Raw genomic sequence first — 18,601 nt, forward strand, 5'->3', positions numbered from 1 at the left:
GATTTTCCAAAACGCCCCTTGGCTTAGGCCAGGGGGCGTTTTTATGTTCGCTATAAAAAGTGCCTCGGCATGCGCTAAGATTACTTCGCTAGCGGCTAAGGCTGTAATGTAGCCGTTGTTTACCAGCAGCGTCGTTAGGGAGCGCTCTCGGGAGTTGGGGTATGCAAAAAAGGATAAAGGCGGCTAAACGATGGCTGCTGGGGGTGTGGCTAATAGGCGGCGCTGTATACGTCCAGGCACAAGAGTGCCCACCGTGGCCAAGGGAGCAGCTGGCGCTTGAGACCCAGGCGTTGGCGGAGCACGTCGCGATATGGGACCGCGCTTACCATGACCAGGGCAAATCACTTATTGATGACGAGCTCTACGACCAAGCGGTGGACCGCTTAGCCAGCTGGCAAGCTTGCCTGGGAGATAAAACGCCCCACCGCCCGCTTACCAGAGTGACCCGCAGTGGCGGCACCTTGAACCACCCGTTCGCTCAAACCGGCTTGAATAAAGCCGACGATGCCGGCGTGCGACGCTTTACCAGCCGCCGGGAGAACCTGTGGATCCAGCCTAAGGTAGATGGCGTGGCGGTCACACTACGCTATCAAGAGGGTGAGTTAATCGAAGCCGTGAGCCGTGGGGACGGCGAGCGTGGTCAAGACTGGACGGCCCGCGCTCACCAGCTACCTGCTGTGCCCAATTTGCTGCCAATACCACTGTCGATGGTGCTTCAAGGCGAGCTTTATTGGGTGTTGAATGACCACGTTCAGTCACAAAACCCTGCATCTGGTGCCCGGGGCGCCGTGGCGGGAGCGATGGCGCAACAATCACCTAGTCCCGATACTTTGAACCGAGTCGGGCTATTTGTATGGGATTGGCCGGATGGCCCCACCGATATGGCTGTAAGGCTTGCCGAGCTTACTGCGCTGGGCTTTGATACTGCCAACTACACTCACTCCTTAAACGAACAGCGCGACGCCGCTTATTGGCGAGATGCGTGGTTTAACGGTGCGCTACCCTTTGCTACCGATGGCGTTGTGCTCAAACAAGCGGAGCGTCCTGGCGTGCAGCGTTGGAGTTCATCGCCGCCAGAGTGGGCAATCGCCTGGAAGTACCCAGCTCAACAGGCGTTGGCTCAGGTACGCGGCGTGGAATTTCGCGTAGGCCGTACCGGGCGCGTGACACCACTGCTGTGGCTCTACCCAGTTACCTTGGAAGGAAAGCGCATCAGCCGCGTTTCGTTAAACTCGTTAGAGCGCTGGCAAGCGTGGGATATAAGGCCGGGTGATCAAGTGGCAGTAACGCTAGCAGGGCTGACCATCCCCCAGGTAACGGACGTCGTCTGGCAAGCGCGTGAGCGGGCGGCGTTAAGCGCCCCCTCGCCGGAGCGCTACCATTTGCTGAGTTGCTTTACGTTAACGTCGGGCTGTGAAGCACAGCTACTGGCAAGGCTTAGCTTTTTAAGCGATCAGTTGGGCATGCTAGGGGTGGGAGAAGGCACTTGGCAGGCGCTCATCGACGCAGGCGTTGTTACGGATTTACTGGGATGGATGGAAGCGACACCTACCCAGCTACAACAGGCCCACGGTATTGGAGCAGTGCGTGCTGCTGCTCTCGAAGCGCAATTCAGAGCTGCCAGGGCTGCTTCTTACGCAGCATGGCTGTCAGCGCTGGGCATGCCGCCCGGCGGTAGTGCCCAACTGGGAAATTGGCAAACCCTGGAAGGCTATTCACGGGCGAATTGGCAGGCTATTCCGGGTGTCGGCCCAGTTCGAGCCGACGCGCTAGCAGCGTTTTTCAGTCATCCGGAGGTGCAGCGCATGGCGCTAACACTGCAGCAGTCGGACATTGCGGGTTTTTAACCCAGGCCGGTTAGGCGCAGCATCAGGCTTAAATAGAGCGGAATCAGCAGCGGTGCCAGTAGCGTGGTGGTGAGCACCGCGAGGGCGCCCTTTTGGGGCTGAATACCCAGCTCCATAGCGACCACCACGACATTTGAAGCCATAGGCACCACGCCCAGCAGCAGCAGGGCCATGGCAAGCTCCGGGGCCAGCGGTGTGACCTGCTGCAGCACAAGCACCGCGGCAAGCATGACCAGCGGCCAAAGCAGGTAGCGCAACCCTACGCAGGTGGCGACAAAGCGCGTATCCCACGCCGACAGCGTGACCTGGCTGAGGGTCATGCCAATAATCATCATGCCTAGCAGAGTATACGTGGCAGGGAATACGTCCAAAGAACTCATCAGGGTAGCAGGCAACGTGATGTTGAGTGCATTTAGTAGCAGTGCAAAGAGAAATGCATAGAGGAGTGGCAGGCGAGCGATTTTGATCAGGCTTTGGCGCACAGAAAAGTGGCCGCGGGCGCTTAAATAAAACCCCACCGTAAACTCATATAGATTAATACCCAACATGCAGAACAGGTAAAGCGTCACGCCCTCGGGTGGCAGCAAAATAAGCGCTACCGGCAAACCGAAATAACCAGTATTGCCAGTGCCGGAGGAGAACGCTAAAAGTGCACCCTCCTGAGGGCCGAAGCGGTGCTGCGTCACTCGGCGCACGAGAAGCGCCATTGTGCTCACTAAAATAAACAGCGCCAGCGTCAGCACCAAATACTCAGCCGTAGGGCCGCCGTTCATCAGCGCGCGAAAAATTGTCAGCGGTGCAATGATGTACACCAGCAGTGTTGCAATAGGCCGTGGGTCTATCTTTAGGCGCTGTGCCGCAATAAAGCCCAGCCCCACATACCCCAATAGCATCAGCAGTGGCCCCATAAGGGCGCTTGGCGCTAAATCCATTTATCCTCCCTGATGAATTGTCACCTGATCCAACATGAGCCGAATTGAAGGGCGACCGTGGAATCTTTCATTAGCCCCTATGCAGCGGAAAATGGAGAATAACCCAAATAACATCACGTTGACGCTACGCGAGGAATTTCCATGAGCAGCCAAGAACATCCGTTAGGTATTAGCTTTGAGTTCTTTCCGCCCAATACGGATGCTGGGCGAGACAAGCTAATTCACGTGCGTGATGAGCTGGCCGCGCGTAAGCCGCGTTTTTTCTCGGTCACATATGGCGCCGGTGGCTCTACCCAGGCGCGCACGCGTGACATCGTTCGCAGCGTTAGCCAAAGCGGCATCACCACTGCGCCGCACCTCTCATGCATTGGCAGTGAAAAAGCCCAGCTGCGGGATCTGCTGGCGCAGTATCGTGAAGAGGGCGTGGATAGCTTGGTCGCGCTGCGCGGCGATATGCCGTCAGGTATGGCGAGCATAGGCGAGTTGCGCTATGCCAATGAGCTAGTGGAGTTTATTCGCGCTGAAACCGGCGATCATTTTGAAATTGCCGTGGCGGCGTATCCAGAATCTCATCCACAGGCCCCCAACCTGGATAAGGACGTGGAAAACTTTGCCCGTAAGATGAAGGCTGGCGCCAATATGGCCATCACTCAATACTTCTTCACCGCAGACGCTTATTTCAACTTCGTTGAGAAAGCGCGTGCGCTAGGCGTCGAGCAGCCGATTATCCCCGGCATTATGCCGATTACCAACTACACCAAGCTTGCGCGCTTTTCGGACGCCTGCGGTGCGGAAATCCCCCGTTGGATCCGTAAACAGCTGGAGTCCTATGGCGATGATAGCGACGCTATTGCCGCTTTTGGTACCGACGTTGTCTCCCGCCTATGTGAGCGACTGTTAGATGGCGGCGCGCCGGGCCTACACTTCTACACGTTGAACCAAGCGGCTCCGGTGTTGAAAGTGGTCGATAACCTAAGCTAACGCATCGTCTATCAGTCTCATGCCGGCCTGCATCAAACGATGCCGGCCGGTTTTTTTATGGGGGCTCTAAGGGCATCAAAAAAGCCGGAACCTCTCGGTTCCGGCGTTGGATGTTACGGGGTGCGGAGCAGCGCCGCAGTGGATTAAGAGACGTTTGCTGCTTTGCCTTTGCCGCCATGCAGCTTGCGCTGCATGATGAAGAGCGTCGCGCCAATGGCTAAGCCAGCGATGTCGGTATAGATGCCGCCGTAGATCATAAACATGGCGCCTACCAGCATCACAACGCGCTGCAGCGAATTTACTGGGCCAAAGAACCATCGCTGCACTGTTCCCGATAGTAGAATAATCCCCAGTGTGGCGGTCACTCCGACGCGAATTATTTGCATGGGTGAACCTTCCATCAGCATCGCTGGGCTGTAGAAAAACATAAATGGCACGATAAACGCAGCAAGGCCAATCTTGAACGATGCCACTGATGTCTTCATGGGGTTATCGCCAGAAATACCGGCAGCGGCATAAGAAGCCAACGCCACCGGCGGGGTAATCGCCGATACCACCGCAAAGTAGAACACGAAGAAGTGTGCTACCAGCGGCTGAATGCCGATATTAATCAAACCAGGCGCCACCACCGATGCTGCCACTGCGTAGGCGGCCGTAGTAGGCATCCCCATGCCAAGCAAGATGCTGATTAGCATGGCAAAAAATAGCGCCAGTAGCTGGCTAACGCCCGCTAGGCCAAGTAGCAGCGATGAGAAGCGCGCGCCAACACCGGTAAGTGAGATGACGCCAACAATCAGACCCGCACAGGCGCACACGGCGATGATCTGGATCGACATCGTACCAGCAAGCTGAAGGGCTCTTAAAATAGCGCGAATGCCCATTTTGTTAGGCGAGATCCAGCTAACGACCGCCGCTGAAGCGGTGGCTAGCGTACCCGCGCGAATCACCGAGTAACCCATAAATAGGGCGGCAATAAGAATAATAATCGGCGCAAACAGGTAGACCTGTTTGACCAGCTTCGAGAAAAGCGGAATCTCATCCTTCCGCATTCCCCGCATGCCCTTACGCGCAGCTTCAAAATCCACCATGAAGTAGATAGAGGCGAAGTAAAGGATGGCAGGAATCAAGGCGGCAACGGCGATATCGGTGTATGGAATGCCGGTGACCTCCGCCATGATGAAGGCACCTGCCCCCATGATGGGAGGCATAATCTGTCCACCGGTAGAGGCTGCTGCTTCAATGGCACCTGCACTGCGCGCTGGGTAACCCACTTTCTTCATTAATGGAATGGTAAGCGAGCCAGTAGAGACGACGTTCCCTGCGGAGGTACCGTTAATCATCCCCATCAAGCCAGAAGCAAAAATAGATACCTTAGCCGGGCCGCCACGGGCACGGCCAGCGGCCGCAAAGGCGAAGTTGACGAAGTAGTCGCCTACCTTAGAGGCCTGTAGAAACGCCGCAAAAATAATGAACAGAATGATGTAGGTTGACGATACGGCGGTGGTGGGGCCAAGAATACCCGCATCGGTATACACCTGACTGAAAAAGCGCTGCACAGACAAACCGGGGTAGCCTAAAAAACCCGGTAGGTGCTGACCTGTAAAAACGTAGGTCAAAAAAACCGCGGAAATGACCACCAGTGCCAAACCGGCCACGCGGCGAGTAAGTTCTAGAATCAAGAGTGACCCCGCAATGGCCGCCCATGAAATGCCAGGAGGCGCGAACGAGGTGCCGGTGGACATGCGCATATTGGTGTTAAAGGCCATCAATAAATAGCCCGCGCTGGCAATGGCGCACACCATCAACACTAAGTCGGCTGGGTTGAACCGGTGGCGTGCCTGGCGATAGAACCAAGAGAGCACAATAGCCCCTGCGGTTGTCGCCATTAATGGATAGCCGTAGTGCAGGGTCTCAATGCTTGGATCAATGCGCATCGCACCAGCGTTGAGGGTTTGCTGCATCAAGAAAACTTGTACCAGGGAATAAATAGCGGGCGCCAGAAGGGCATAGCTAATCCACTTGAGCCAAGCAGGGGAGGCCTGCTGGTCATCTTCAGCGAAGCGGGCGCCCGCATACAATCCGTACCCTAAAATCAGCGCACCGGCAATGTGTACGATGCGAAACGACCAAGTCTCCATTGGGTACACATTGAGCGAAAACAGGTGAAAGCCCGAATAGCCAATGGCTAAAGCGGCGAATAAAAAGAACTGCCAACCAACAAACACACGGCGGTTGGACTCGACAACCTCCTCATCGACACCCTCGGCGATTGACTCGGGTATCGATGAAGCAGTCTGGGCATCATCCTTGAAGCCGCTGGGATCTTGGTCGGTTTTGTGACTCATCAGAGGTCACCCTCACAGCAAAAGCAGGGAAAGGGGAAAAAATACTGCCCCGCCCGACTATCGGGAAACAGGGCAGCGGGAAGAGACGTATGGCTTAGTTAATCATGTCATCTTCGATTTCGTAGCCATTCTCTTCGTACCAGCGTGCAGCACCCGGGTGGAAGGGCAGTACGGTGTTGTGCACGATGTTTTCTGGAATGGTGGTCTCAGCACTGCGGTGAACGGAGCGCATGCGGTCGTTGTTCTCCATAGTGGCTTTGGTGACTTCGTAGACGAAGTCTTCCGGCAAATCACAACCCGCAATGGCGAAGTTCCACATGGAGACCGCGCGAGCGTCTTCTTCTAGCGTGGTGTAAGTGCTGGCAGGAATGGTGAACTCAGCCACGGGGAAGCTCCCCAGCACGGTTTCCATCTCTTCTTCGGTAAACTCAATGATGTTTACATTGGTTTGTACTTCCAACTGGCTAACCGCCGGGATCGGAATGCCAGCGGCAAACGCGATGACGTCAAGCAAACCGTCTTGCAACTGGCCACCAAGGTCAGACCAGCCGCCGTTACGGCGATCAAACTCTACGCCCAGCGTTTCGAGGATAGCCGGGAAGTAGGTATCAGAAGTAGACGCAGCCGGGCCAAAGCCAATGCGCGCACCATTGGGAATATCAGAAATAGACTCTATGCCGGAGCTTGAAAGCGCAGCAATAGAGAACGGGGTTTCATACATGGGAAACAGCGCACAGACGTTGTCCATCTGAAGGCCAGGCGCGAGTGGGCTTTCACCGTTAACGGCATCTGAAGCCGGGCCCATCGTGGTGAGGCCAAAAGCCATATCACCGCTGTGCACCAGCGCCAAGTTCTGTGTCGGGCCGCCTGTGACTTCGCCACCACCAGAAACACCCAGCTCGTCTGAAATGAAGTTGGCCCAGCCAGAGCCATAAACGAAGTAAGTACCGCCTTGGCTTGCGGTTCCTACGGTGAAATTGTTGGGCCAGTCAGAGCGGTCTGCGTGGGCAGTGCCTGCAGCAAGAAGTGCGCTGCTAGCAAGAAGAGCAAACGTTTTAGGCATCATATTGCGCATGGCGAGGTTTCCTAAGCTGTTATTGAATTATCATCTGGCGGATATGCAGTGCCAGTCGCTTTATCATTAAGCAGTTTATAGAAAGCGATACTCATGCCATATGGTGTTTATTTTTTTTTAATCAACGACTTAATTAAATAGAGTTAAACTTTGGTAGAAATGCTAATCGCAAAGAGTGGCTGGATTTACGCACATAAAAACTAACAGCTGTGTGGTTTTTCACACAGCCTAGGAGGGGATGTAGCTAATAGGAAAAGTGTAGCTAACGAGACACTTATTTAAAGCCGCTACACGGCGGCAGGAGGCAAAACACTTAGCTTTTTTTACCTGGGTCGAGAATACGGACGGGCTGAATATCTTGAACTTTCTGCTCGTCACGCACTTGGTTAACACGGGTGGTTAGCTCCGGTGCTGTTTCATCATCAATGGGCAACTGTTCGAAAAAATCACAGCTTACGCACTCTCGGTAGCGGATGCTGTTTTGCTCCCAGGCGCGGATTCGGTCCATCGCCGCGCAGCGTGGGCAGGTCACACCGGCTATAAAACGTTTGACGCTCGACATAATAAGCTCCTATGGCGCAACGGCGGGCGGTGGGGCCGTCGCGCCGGGTCATTACAGTAAGAGGGCTAGGCGGCGCGAATACCGCTATGGCGCAGCAGCGGTTCAACGCTTGGTTCTCGGCCACGGAAGCTGCGGAATAGCTCTGCGGCATCACGGGCACCGCCCTGTTCCAAAATTTCCTGCCGGAAGCGCTGGCCGGTCTCAGGATCGAAAATACCGGCCTCTTCAAAAGCGCTCCAGGCATCGGCGGAGAGCACTTCGGCCCATTTGTAGCTGTAGTAGCCCGCCGCATAGCCACCGGCGAAAATATGCCCAAAGCTGTTCTGGAAGCGGTTAAAAGCGACCACGGGCACCACCGACGTGGTGCTACGCACTTCGTCAATTAATGCCTGAACATCGTTAGCACTTGGGGCTTTTAGCTCATGGTGGAGGCGTAAATCGAAGAGCGAAAATTCGATTTGTCGCACCATGCCCATCGCTGACTGGAAGTTTTTAGCTGCTTGTAGCCGCTCAAGCAGTTCTGAGGGCAGCGGTTCATTGCTCTCAACATGTTTGGCGAGCAGGTCTAATCCTTCGCGCTCCCAGCAGTAGTTCTCCATAAACTGGCTAGGTAGCTCAACCGCATCCCAGGCAACGCCGTTAATCCCAGAAACATCGGCAATTTTCTGCTTGGTCAGCATGTGGTGCAGGCCGTGACCAAACTCATGAAATAGCGTCGTCACTTCATCGTGGGTGAGCAGCGCAGGCTTGCCGCCTACTGGCGCGGTGAAGTTACAGGTCAAAAAAGCAACGGGTAACTGTAGGCCGTTGTCAGTTTGGCGGCGTACTCGGCAGTCGGCCATCCAGGCGCCTCCGCGCTTTCCTTCCCTGGCGTACAGGTCAAGGTAAAAGCCCGCAATGGGGTTGCCGTGTTCGGTAATCCGAAAGAAACGCACATCGCTGTGGTAGCTCGGTGCCGCACTGTCTTCCTTAATCTGAACGCCGAAAAGACGCTCGACGACCTGGAAGAGCCCGTCTACTACGCGAGGCGCGGAAAAGTAGGGGCGCAGCTGTTCCTGGGAAATAGCATGGCGCGCTTCACGCAGTTTTTCGCTCACGTAAGCCACGTCCCATGGCTCAAGAGTGTCGATCTCAAGCTCGTCGCGGGCGTAGGTACTTAGCTCGGCAAACTCTTCTTTCGCCTGGGGAGCTGCGTGGTGGGCAAGGTCGTTTAAGAAAGTAAGCACCTGCTCGGGGGAGTCCGCCATTTTGGTCGTTAGCGAGTAATCGGCGTAGGTATCAAAGCCTAGTAGTTCGGATAGCTCATGGCGCAGGCCCAGGATCTCTTCCAGAATTGGCGCATTGTCGAACTTACCGGCATCCGGGCCTTGATCCGAGGCGCGGGTAACAAAGGCGGTGTAGACTTCGCGGCGTAGTTCGCGGTTATCGGCATAGCTGACAATAGGAAAAAAGCTGGGAAAATCGAGGGTTATACGATAACCCGTAACGCCTTTTGCTTCAGCGGCGGCCTTAAGCGTATCAAGCGCGCTTTCCGGTACGCCGGTCAGCTCATTTTGGTTTTCAATGTCTTTGTGCCAGGCCTGGGTGGCATCCAGGACATTGTTGGAAAACTGATTGGAAAGCGTTGAGAGACGGGACTGAATATCGCCATAGCGGGCTTTTTGATCAGCGGGAAGGTCAACGCCGGCCAAGCGAAAGTCGCGTAGGGCATTGTCGACCGTGCGCTGCTGGGCGGTATCAAGCTGTGACCAGTGCTTCTCTTTTAGTGCTTGCCAGCCATGAAACAGCCCTTCGTGCTGGCCGACCCAAGTGCCGAATGCAGAAAGCTGCTCCAAGCAGGCTTGGTAAGCTTCGCGCAGCTCAGGGGTATTCATCGTGCCATTAAGGTGCGAAACCGGCGACCAAGCTTGAGAAAGTCGATCATTCACGGCTTCAAGCGGTGCCGCAAAGTTTTCCCAAGTGGGTGGTGTGCTAGCCGCCTGTTGGGCAAGGCGATCGATCGCTTCACGGCTTTCACTGAGCAGTGTTTCTACGGCGGGCACCACGTGTTCGGCGCGAATCTCAGCGAAAGGGGGAAGCTCGTGGCTCTCTAGCAGCGGATTGCGGGACATAGGCACCTCGATGGCATCGTTTTAAAACGTTAAGGAGCGCGTAAAACGCGCGATAATGATGACACAGTGTGGGCAGTGAGGCGTTCTTTCAATAGCAAGGTTTGGCCTGGACGAAAGCGCCTGCTAGTCTTGCCGCCTTTTAGTGCCACCAATGGCAGGAGCATGTAATGAGTGAAACGCTAGAGCGCTGGGGGTCTAAGCGGGCCTTTATCTTAGCGGTAACCGGGGCAGCGGTTGGGTTAGGCAATATCTGGCGCTTTCCCTACGTGACGGGTGAAAACGGCGGCGCTGCTTTTTTACTAATCTATATCGCTTTTGTGCTGTTGCTGGGTATTCCGGTGATGATGGCGGAAATTTTAATCGGCCGGGCAGGTCGGCGTGGCCCTATGCAATCGCTGGGTGCGCTTGCGGCTGAGGCGGGGGCTTCTCGCCACTGGCGTTGGCTGGGGCTATTTGGTGCCTTTACGGTGTTCTGTATTTTGTCGTTTTATTCGGTGGTCTCGGGTTGGTCGATTGAGTTCTTAGTCACGTCGATAAACGGTAATTTTGCGGGAGCAAGCGCGGCGGAAGTCGGGGCCGGGTTTGATGCCTTTTTGGCAAACCCTGGGCTGTTAATTTTTAATCACTCGCTATTTCTATTTATGACCATGACCGTAGTAGCCGCAGGCGTCGCGAAAGGTCTGGAGCGGTTAAATAATCTGCTGATGCCGCTTTTATATGGGTTACTGCTGCTATTGGCCGCCTATGCGACAACGACCGACGGCTTTGGCACGGCGCTCTCCTGGCTATTCTTGCCTTCATTTGGGGATGTTACGGCCAGTGTTGTGCTGCATGCGATGGGCCACGCCTTTTTTACCCTTGCCGTTGGAGCTTGTGCCTTAATGGCGTATGGCGCCTACATGCCCGATGACCAAAGCCTGCCCAAGGCTGCCTTCGCAGTTGCCGTGCTGGACATTAGTGTGGCCTTGCTAGCGGGCATTGCAATTTTTTCGGTGGTGTTTGCCCAGGGGATGGACCCAGCTGATGGCCCAGGGCTAATGTTTGTCACGCTACCCATTGCGTTTTCTGAGCTGCCCTGGGGTTCGCTGTGGTTGAGCGTGTTTTTCCTACTGCTGTTACTGGCGACCTGGACATCAGCGATTAACCTCGCTGAGCCGATGGTGGCCACACTGCAGGGCCTTGGCTGGCGGCGTAGCGTGTCAACCGCAGTGGTGGCGCTAAGCGTATGGCTGATTGGCCTGCTATCGGCGTTCTCGTTCTCAACCTTGGCAGAGTTTAAACCGCTATTTGGGCGTAATGTATTTGAGCTGGTAAGCAGTATTCCTCCCGATATCTTCTTACCCATCGGTGGGCTGTTCATAGCGATTTTTGCAGCATGGGTGATGCCTCAAGCGCGTGCTGTAAGCGCGCTGGGAATGGGGGGGCGGGGTTATTTATTATGGCGTACCATCGTCCGCTGGGTATCGATTCCGCTGACGTTTATTGTCCTGCTGGGTGGATTGCTATAGTGCTTTTTCCGGCACCTTTATTGCGTTAAGGAGATAACCATGAGCAGTGCCCTACGAACTTATCAAGGCGTTTCGCCGCAACTTGGCGAGCGTGTGTATGTCGACCCTGCGAGCGTCGTGATTGGCGATGTGGTGCTGGGAGATGACTGCTCGGTGTGGCCGATGACCGTCATCCGTGGCGACATGCACCGGATACGTATTGGCGCACGGACAAGCGTGCAGGATGGCAGCGTGTTGCATATCACCCATGCCAGCGATTTCAATCCTGATGGCTTTCCGCTCATCATTGGCGATGATGTGACCATTGGCCACAAGGCGATTTTACACGGCTGCACCCTGGGCAACCGTATTCTGGTGGGTATGGGCGCCATTGTGATGGATGGTGCGGTGGTGGAAGATGAAGTAATTATTGCCGCTGGCGCGGTGGTCACGCCGGGGAAACGCCTTGAAAGTGGCTATGTGTATGCCGGTAATCCTGCTAAAGCGCTGCGCCCGCTGAAAGATAAAGAGCGCGCTTTTTTCCCCTACACCGCAGGTAACTATGTAAAGTTAAAGGAGTCGTTTCTTGCTCAGGCTGCGGGTTAACCGAGAGGCCTAAGCAGTTGGCTAACCACTCTTTTTTCTAACGCAATGATGTTGCGGCAGCTGGAAATCTGTTAATTTATCCAGTTTTCTAGGGTGCCGCGCTATGGCTAATTTTCGCACGCATATTTCGGTGGCAGCAGCGGGCGGCATGGTACTGGCCTACGCGGGCTGGCAGGCTCAATGGTGGCCCGCTAATCAGGCACTGCTGGTCGTGGCGTTGGTCGCTTTTGGCGGCATTTTGCCGGATATCGACGCCGACCGTTCACGTTCTATTCGGTTAATTTTTAATCTACTGTCAGTGCCTTCGCTGGTGCTTGGCGTACTGCTGCTGCAGCCTTGGCTAACGCCCGGGTTACTGCTGGTGGCCTGTGGCGGCATCTATTTCTGTGTACGCTATTTAGCCGCGGTGCTGTTTTCACGTTTCACGGTGCATCGGGGGATCTGGCATTCGCTGATGGCCGCGGCGCTGTGTGCCCTGGCCACGGCGTCGCTTAGTTACCACTTGCTTGCCCAGCCGGCTTGGCTGGCATGGTGTCACGGGGCAGCGGTGCTGCTGGGGTTTATCATTCACCTGGGGCTGGATGAGCTGTTTAGTGTTGACCTGGAAGGCGCGCGGTTAAAGCGCTCTTTTGGTACCGCGCTAAAGCTGGGCGATAGCCGCCGTCCGCTTTCCAACCTATTAATGTTGATTGCGATGCTCACCCTGGTGCCCTGGGCACCGCCCTGGGGAGTGTTAGCGGAGCTGTTCCATCAAGGCTCGCTATTGTGGCGGTAGTCACCAGCGTTTAAAACGTGCTTTTTAAGCTTGTCGTAAAACGTTTTACGGGGAATACCCAGATGGTGGCAAACATCGGTAACCCGCCCTTGGTGGCGTGCTAGTGACTGGCTAATCAAGCTTTTTTCAAACAGCTCTACTTGGCGGGGCAGCGTTGGCTCTTGAGTGTCGGCGGCGACACCCTCCAGCAGGGCATCGAGGCGGTAGTCAAACGCTGCCCCCAGCAGTACATAGCGCTCGGCCAGGTTACGTAGTTCACGCACATTGCCAGGCCAGTCGTGGGCCAAGAGGGCGGCAATGGCGTGACTATCCAGCATGGGAGCTTCAAGCCCGCTGCGGTTAGCGGCTACCACGGCAAAGTGTTGAAACAGTAGGGGAATGTCTTCTCGCCTTTCGCGCAGGGCTGGTAGCGGTAGGGTGACAACGTTTAGTCGGTAGTAGAGGTCTTCGCGAAAGCGACCCTCCTCAGCGGCAGTTTTAAGGTCGACTTTGGTGGCGGCAATCACGCGAATATTGAGGGGCACTGCCTCGTTGGCGCCTAGCCGCTCCACGCAACGCTCCTGAAGAACCCGTAGCAGCTTAACTTGTAGTGCCAAGGGCATGGACTCAATTTCATCCAAAAAGACGGTGCCGCCGTTAGCGTGCTCAAACTTACCAATTCGCCGCTCTACCGCCCCTGTGAAGGCGCCTTTCTCATGGCCGAAGAGCTCTGATTCAATGGTGTTTTCTGGCACTGCGCCGCAGTTGATCGCCATAAAGGGGCTGTTACGCCGGGCGCTGCGTTCGTGAATTGCTCGGGCGACCAAGTCTTTTCCGGTGCCGGTTTCACCAAACAGTAGCACATCGGCTTCTACTTGGCTGATGCGCTGAATCATTGCGGCAAGGCGAGAAATGATCGGTGTACGCCCAACAAGCCGAGGGCCAAGAGCGGCTTGCTGAACTTCAAGCTCCGCTTTAAGGCGTAAGTTTTCGAGGCTTAGCTGGCGCTTTTCAATCCCGCGCCTAACCACATCCAATAACTGATCGCCCGCGAAGGGCTTTTCTAGAAAGTCCCAGGCACCTGCACGCATGGCTTCTACGGCGGTCGAAATGTCGCCGTGACCAGTAATAAGAATAATCGGCAGCGTGGCGTCGCGGCTGTGTAGCTCATGCAGCAGGGCCATACCGTCCATTCCAGGCATGCGAATATCGCTCACAATGACCCCAGGAAAGTCATCAGGCAGCGCAGCAAGCGCTTGTTCGGCGGACTCAAAGCAGTAGGGCGTATAACCGGCAAGCTCTAAGGTTTGGCTGGCGGTGATACGCAGGTGCGGTTCGTCGTCAATCACCATCACCGGCAGCGTCGACGGCTCATGCATGGTTATTATTCTCCTTCACTTTTGATGCCGTAATCGAGTCAGGCGGTAACGAGTAGGGCAGTGTTACGGTAAAGCATGCGCCGCCAGTCGTGTGGTTGCTGGCCTGCAGCTTGCCTCCGAGGTCGTCCATAATACGTGAGGAGATGGAAAGTCCCAGCCCTAATCCGCTGCCCGGCGCTTTGGTGGTAAAAAAGGGCTCAAAAATCTGCCCTATATGCTGCGTGGCAATGCCGGGGCCATTATCAGCGACGCTGATGACCACCTGCTCTCTGATCACCTCAGCGCTAAGTATGAGTACCGGCGATGAGGTCTCTTTCATGGCCTGCAGCGCATTGCCAATAAGGTTAACCAGCACTTGCTCCAGGCGCACTAAGTCGGCGTTTACCCAAAGTGTTTCTTCCGGCCAGTGCTGTTGCACCTGGACGCTACCTTCTTTCAAACGGCTGTGAAACAGGCGTAAGGCGTATTCAATGCATGCCTGCACGGAGATGGTCTCCTGCCGCTCGCTGCTTTTGCGGGAGAACTGCCGTAACTGGGCGCTAATGTCAGCCATCCGTTGAGTAAGCTCGACAATTTGTTCTAGGTTGGCATCGGCTTTTTCAACCCGAGCAAGCTCAATAAACCGCCGAGCATTCTCAGCGTAGGCGCGAATGGCCGCTAAAGGCTGGTTGAGCTCGTGATTAATACCCGCAGCTAGTTGGCCGAGTACGGCCATTTTGGCCGCTTGGATTAGTTCATCTTGGGTTTGGCGCAGGTTTGCCTCGGCACGGCGGCGCTCTTCAATTTCATCGGATAAGCGCTGATTGCTGGCGACTAAATCTCGAGTGCGGCGTTCAACGCTCACTTCAAGCTCATCACGTACTCGGGCCAAGGTTTGTCGTTCACGCTCTGCAAACGCCTCACGCTCTCGGCGTAATCGCAAGCGCTGCCAACCAATGCCACCGCCAAGGGCCACAATGCCGTAAAGCCCGCCAGCCATCAGGGCGGCGATCCATTGTGCGCTAATGACTGGGGTTAAGGGTTTTAAAATGTGCATTTGCCAGCCAAATTCAGGAATGGGGCGTGTGAGACTTAAGTAGCGCTCACCGCTAAGCGGCCCATGTGAAAAGCTGACGAGATAGCTATCAGGCTCGTAGGGCATGTTGATTTCAATGCCGGAAGGTGCCAATGGTTCCATGGCATAGCGCCGCGTGGCTCTTAATGCGTCACGCTCTTCATCGCTAAGGGGGTGAAGTGCGCTCATGCGTAGCGCCGGGTGGCTGGCCATAAAGATAATGTTGTCGCTGTCGGTCACCAGCAGTTCTGCGTCCTGCTCGGCCCAGCTGGCTTCGACATCATCCAGCAGTACTTTAATGACTAGCACGCCGTCGGGCTGTGCATCGGGCGACGTATCGTCTAGCCAGACCGGAGAGGAAAAGTAGTAGCCGCGCTCAAGGGATTGAACGCCGAGACCGTAAAAGCGCCCCTGGCCGCCTTTAATAGCGTCCGTGTAGTAGCTGCGAAAGGCGTAATTTTGGCCGATAAACGTATTAGGGCGGTGCCAGTTACTTGCGGCGATGGTATCGGCGTTTCGATCTAGCAGATAGATATCTGACACCCCTGCTGTGAAGCGGAAGCGATCAAGTAGCAGGTTGAGCGGCATTGGGTCTTGGTTGTCTGGAGAGGCAAGAAAGCGCTGAATGCCCTCCCGGGTGGCTAGCATTTGCGGCAGGTAGTCGTAGCGCAGCAGGTAGCCATTAAGGTTAGCCGCTGACAAGCGCAGCTCATTTTCTGCGTCGTCCTGTAGATTACTCAGCGCTTGATCACGAGCAAACAGCGCGGCTTGCCACATGCAGAGAACCAGGCCCAGAGGGATCGCTATCAGCCACATCAAACGCCAACGTAGCGGCTGGCTAGTCATGCGGGCGTGCTGCTGGTGCCTTGGGCACGGCGTAGTGCTCGCTGAGCGCGGGTTTCAGCGCGGGCCATTTCCAGTAGCCCTTCTTCAACGTATACCAAGTGTTCATGGGCGCGGGCGCGGGCATCTTCTGCCCGCCCCTCTAAAATTGCATCCAGCAGTGCGCGGTGCTGCTTCATCAGTTGGGTGCGGGAGTCAGGTTTAGCAAACAGGTGCGCTAAATTATCGACAATGCTCTGCTCTAACAGATGGAAAATCCCACGAATTGTATGTAATAGCAGAACGTTATGAGCGGCTTCTGCAATCGCAAGATGGAAGGCGGCATCTAACTTGGCTTCCTGAGCGGGGTTGGTGCCTACAAAGCCGCCATCAAGTTCTTCAAAGCGCTGAATTAAGACGGCTTTATCTGCAGGCGTCGAGCGTAGCGCGGCATAGTAAGCAGAAATGCCCTCCATGGCATCGCGAAACTCCAGCAGGTCAAGATGAAACTCGTTATGGCGAGACATCATCTCTAATAGCGGATCTGTATAACCGTTATTAAGTGTTTCGTTTACAAACGTGCCGCCTCCCTGGCGGCTGGTAAGCAGGCCACGGGCCGCAAGTTTTTGAATGGCTTCCCGCAGCGAGGGGCGAGACACCCCAAATCGCTCCGCCAGCTCCCGCTCGGGTGGCAAGCGTTGACCGGGTTTTAAGCTGCCTTCAAGGATCATAGCCTCAAGACGCTCAGTAATTACATCGGCTAAGCGCTGCTGGCGGAGCGGTGGGTAAGTCATTGGTAAAAGCCCTCATAATTGGTAAGACCAATAATAAGAGCTTTGGCGGTTTGTCTCAACAGTATATGGCTAGCTAGTTGATGGCTAATTGTACCGTTTATTTGATTTTAAACTAAAGTATATGGTCGAAAGACGCTCTGGAGCACGATACTGGTTTGACACGACTACGGTGTCTCACTAATGTTGAGTCTAAATTTTTGTAAATTGGTAAAACCAATTCTAATCTGAGGCGCTTAACACCGACGCTTCGATGACCATTTATAAATAGCGCATCTATTTATTGCATAGGGCCTGCCATGATCATTTCAGCACCTACGGACTACCGCCAAGCTGCCAAGCGCCGTATTCCTCCCTTTCTTTTCCACTATGCCGATGGCGGGTCGTACGCAGAGCATACTCTGCGGCGTAATGTTGAGGATCTAGCGGGTGTCGCGTTGCGGCAACGCGTGCTGAAGGACATGTCTTCGCTATCACTCGAAGCCGAGTTGTTTGGTGAAAAAATGGCGATGCCTCTTGCCTTGGCGCCGGTGGGGTTAACAGGAATGTACGCTAGGCGTGGCGAGGTTCAGGCGGCACGGGCGGCGACTAAGAAAGGTATACCGTTTACGCTTTCTACTGTATCAGTATGTCCTATTGCTGAAGTCGCAGCGGCGGTGGATCGGCCCATTTGGTTCCAGCTTTATGTATTGAAGGATCGGGGCTTTATGAAGCACGTGCTGGAACGTGCTAAGGCGGCAGGTGTTAAAACACTGGTCTTTACCGTCGATATGCCTGTGCCAGGCGCACGTTATCGCGATGCTCATTCAGGTATGAGCGGTAAGAGCGGGCCTATGAGGCGTATGCTGCAGGCCGCGTTGCACCCCCTTTGGGCTTGGGATGTAGGTGTTCATGGCCGCCCACATGACCTGGGTAACGTGTCTGATTATCGAGGCCAGCCAACGGAGCTTGAGGACTATATAGCCTGGCTTGGGGATAACTTTGATCCCTCTATTTCGTGGAAGGACTTGGATTGGATTCGCGAGCAATGGGATGGGCCGATGATCATTAAGGGCATACTCGATGCTGAAGATGCCCGTGATGCGGTTCGCTTTGGCGCTGATGGTATCGTTGTTTCTAATCATGGTGGCCGCCAGCTCGATGGTGTTCCTTCTACTGCGCGGGCACTGCCTGCTATTGCTGATGCAGTGAAGGGCGATTTGACTATCCTCGCGGATTCTGGCGTGCGTAATGGGCTTGATGTTGTAAGAATGATTGCCCTGGGTGCTGATACCGCTCTCATTGGCCGTGCCTTTATCTATGCACTTGCTACAGCCGGAGAAGCGGGCGTTACTCATCTTCTAGAGTTGTTCGAAAAGGAGATGCGGGTTGCCATGACGCTTACCGGGGCGCGCAGTATCGCTGACATTAGTTCGGATTCGCTGGTGTCGGGTTCGCTGCGCGATATCTAGCGTGTTATATCAAGAGGTATAAAGAGGAGTGGCGTTAATTTGTTGCCCAAATTAGCTATAAGAGCAAAGAGCGATTAATTGTCGAGTATTTTCAAAATAGCCCTTGCCAAGACGGCGGCGAATCCGTAAAGTACGCATCCGCTGCCGGGGACGCCAAGCGTTACCAGCGGTGAATGAAGGTGAAAACCTTCGGTTTGTCAGTAGGTTAGAGCGGTTTTGTGGCTCGCCTCGTTCGCTGAATTCAGTCACTGAAAACAGCGGTTGACAACCACCAGGAAATGCGTAGAATACGCCTTCCTCGCTGAGGCAAGCCAATTCAACGGCAAGCCAGTTATTAGCGAAACGCTCTTTAACAATTTGATCAGGTAATTCATGTGGGCGCTTGCCGATGAGGGTGATAAATC

At 54.9% G+C, this 18,601-nt stretch carries 15 protein-coding genes; 6 read left to right on the forward strand and 9 right to left on the reverse strand.

Features of this window, described 5'->3' with window-relative positions; translation table 11 throughout:
- Positions 1-161 precede the first annotated feature (161 nt).
- Entirely contained in the window at positions 162-1,847 is a 1,686-nt protein-coding gene (gene ligB, locus MOY_RS03575) for an NAD-dependent DNA ligase LigB (RefSeq protein WP_009096604.1), read from the forward strand.
- On the opposite strand, the gene MOY_RS03580 is transcribed toward ligB, so the two are convergent.
- Positions 1,844-2,779 (reverse strand): AEC family transporter, encoded by a 936-nt coding sequence (locus MOY_RS03580; RefSeq protein ID WP_009096606.1) that lies wholly within the window; start codon positions 2,777-2,779, stop codon positions 1,844-1,846. The genes ligB and MOY_RS03580 overlap by 4 nt on opposite strands.
- A 141-nt stretch (positions 2,780-2,920) precedes the next feature.
- On the opposite strand from MOY_RS03580, the gene metF reads away from it, so the two are divergent.
- Positions 2,921-3,760, forward strand: a complete 840-nt coding sequence (gene metF, locus MOY_RS03585; RefSeq protein WP_009096608.1) for a methylenetetrahydrofolate reductase [NAD(P)H] — start codon at positions 2,921-2,923, stop codon at positions 3,758-3,760.
- 143 nt (positions 3,761-3,903) lie between these two features.
- Here metF and MOY_RS03590 read toward each other — a convergent pair whose 3' ends face one another.
- From MOY_RS03590 to prlC, 4 genes are all read right to left on the reverse strand, one after another.
- A complete protein-coding gene (locus MOY_RS03590) occupies positions 3,904-6,105 on the reverse strand; it encodes a TRAP transporter permease (protein ID WP_009096610.1) in 2,202 nt (733 codons plus the stop codon).
- 94 nt (positions 6,106-6,199) lie between these two features.
- Positions 6,200-7,180, reverse strand: coding sequence for a TAXI family TRAP transporter solute-binding subunit (locus tag MOY_RS03595; RefSeq protein ID WP_009096612.1), 981 nt, complete (start codon positions 7,178-7,180; stop codon positions 6,200-6,202).
- Between the two features lie 313 nt (positions 7,181-7,493).
- On the reverse strand, positions 7,494-7,742 hold the full coding sequence (locus tag MOY_RS03600; protein WP_009096615.1) for a YheV family putative zinc ribbon protein: 249 nt from the start codon (positions 7,740-7,742) through the stop codon (positions 7,494-7,496).
- A gap of 65 nt (positions 7,743-7,807) precedes the next feature.
- Entirely contained in the window at positions 7,808-9,853 is a 2,046-nt protein-coding gene (gene prlC, locus MOY_RS03605) for an oligopeptidase A (RefSeq protein WP_009096617.1), read from the reverse strand.
- 167 nt (positions 9,854-10,020) lie between these two features.
- Between prlC and MOY_RS03610 the strand changes: the two genes are divergently transcribed.
- The 3 genes from MOY_RS03610 to MOY_RS03620 all read left to right on the forward strand — a co-directional run bounded on the left by MOY_RS03610 (position 10,021) and on the right by MOY_RS03620 (position 12,721).
- A complete protein-coding gene (locus MOY_RS03610; protein WP_009096620.1) occupies positions 10,021-11,361 on the forward strand; it encodes a sodium-dependent transporter in 1,341 nt (446 codons plus the stop codon).
- 39 nt (positions 11,362-11,400) lie between these two features.
- Positions 11,401-11,946 carry a gamma carbonic anhydrase family protein gene (locus tag MOY_RS03615; protein ID WP_009096622.1) on the forward strand — a complete coding sequence of 182 codons (546 nt, stop codon included), beginning with the start codon at positions 11,401-11,403 and terminating at the stop codon, positions 11,944-11,946.
- A gap of 103 nt (positions 11,947-12,049) precedes the next feature.
- Positions 12,050-12,721, forward strand: coding sequence for a metal-dependent hydrolase (locus MOY_RS03620; protein WP_009096624.1), 672 nt, complete (start codon positions 12,050-12,052; stop codon positions 12,719-12,721).
- Here MOY_RS03620 and MOY_RS03625 read toward each other — a convergent pair.
- Genes MOY_RS03625 through MOY_RS03635 form a run of 3 tightly spaced genes read right to left on the reverse strand, consistent with a single transcriptional unit; the run spans position 12,697 to position 16,749 of the window.
- Positions 12,697-14,079 (reverse strand): sigma-54-dependent transcriptional regulator, encoded by a 1,383-nt coding sequence (locus MOY_RS03625; protein WP_009096625.1) that lies wholly within the window; start codon positions 14,077-14,079, stop codon positions 12,697-12,699. The genes MOY_RS03620 and MOY_RS03625 overlap by 25 nt on opposite strands.
- On the reverse strand, positions 14,072-15,979 hold the full coding sequence (locus MOY_RS03630; RefSeq protein ID WP_009096627.1) for a sensor histidine kinase: 1,908 nt from the start codon (positions 15,977-15,979) through the stop codon (positions 14,072-14,074). Before MOY_RS03630 ends, MOY_RS03625 begins: the two co-directional genes overlap by 8 nt.
- Positions 15,976-16,749: a GntR family transcriptional regulator gene (locus tag MOY_RS03635; RefSeq protein ID WP_009096629.1), complete on the reverse strand. Its 774-nt coding sequence runs from the start codon at positions 16,747-16,749 to the stop codon at positions 15,976-15,978. Before MOY_RS03635 ends, MOY_RS03630 begins: the two co-directional genes overlap by 4 nt.
- 296 nt (positions 16,750-17,045) lie before the next feature.
- Here MOY_RS03635 and lldD point away from each other — a divergent pair, with 296 nt between their 5' ends.
- The gene (gene lldD / locus MOY_RS03640) at positions 17,046-18,197 is read left to right on the forward strand and encodes an FMN-dependent L-lactate dehydrogenase LldD (protein WP_009096630.1); all 1,152 of its coding nucleotides are present in this window, start codon (positions 17,046-17,048) and stop codon (positions 18,195-18,197) included.
- A gap of 51 nt (positions 18,198-18,248) precedes the next feature.
- Here the strand turns inward: lldD and MOY_RS17240 are convergent.
- A partial coding sequence (locus tag MOY_RS17240) for a hypothetical protein (protein WP_009096631.1) occupies positions 18,249-18,601 on the reverse strand: 353 nt, incomplete at its 5' end.

Origin of the sequence: Halomonas sp. GFAJ-1 (genome assembly GCF_000236625.2) — a bacterium.
Taxonomy (GTDB): domain Bacteria; phylum Pseudomonadota; class Gammaproteobacteria; order Pseudomonadales; family Halomonadaceae; genus Vreelandella.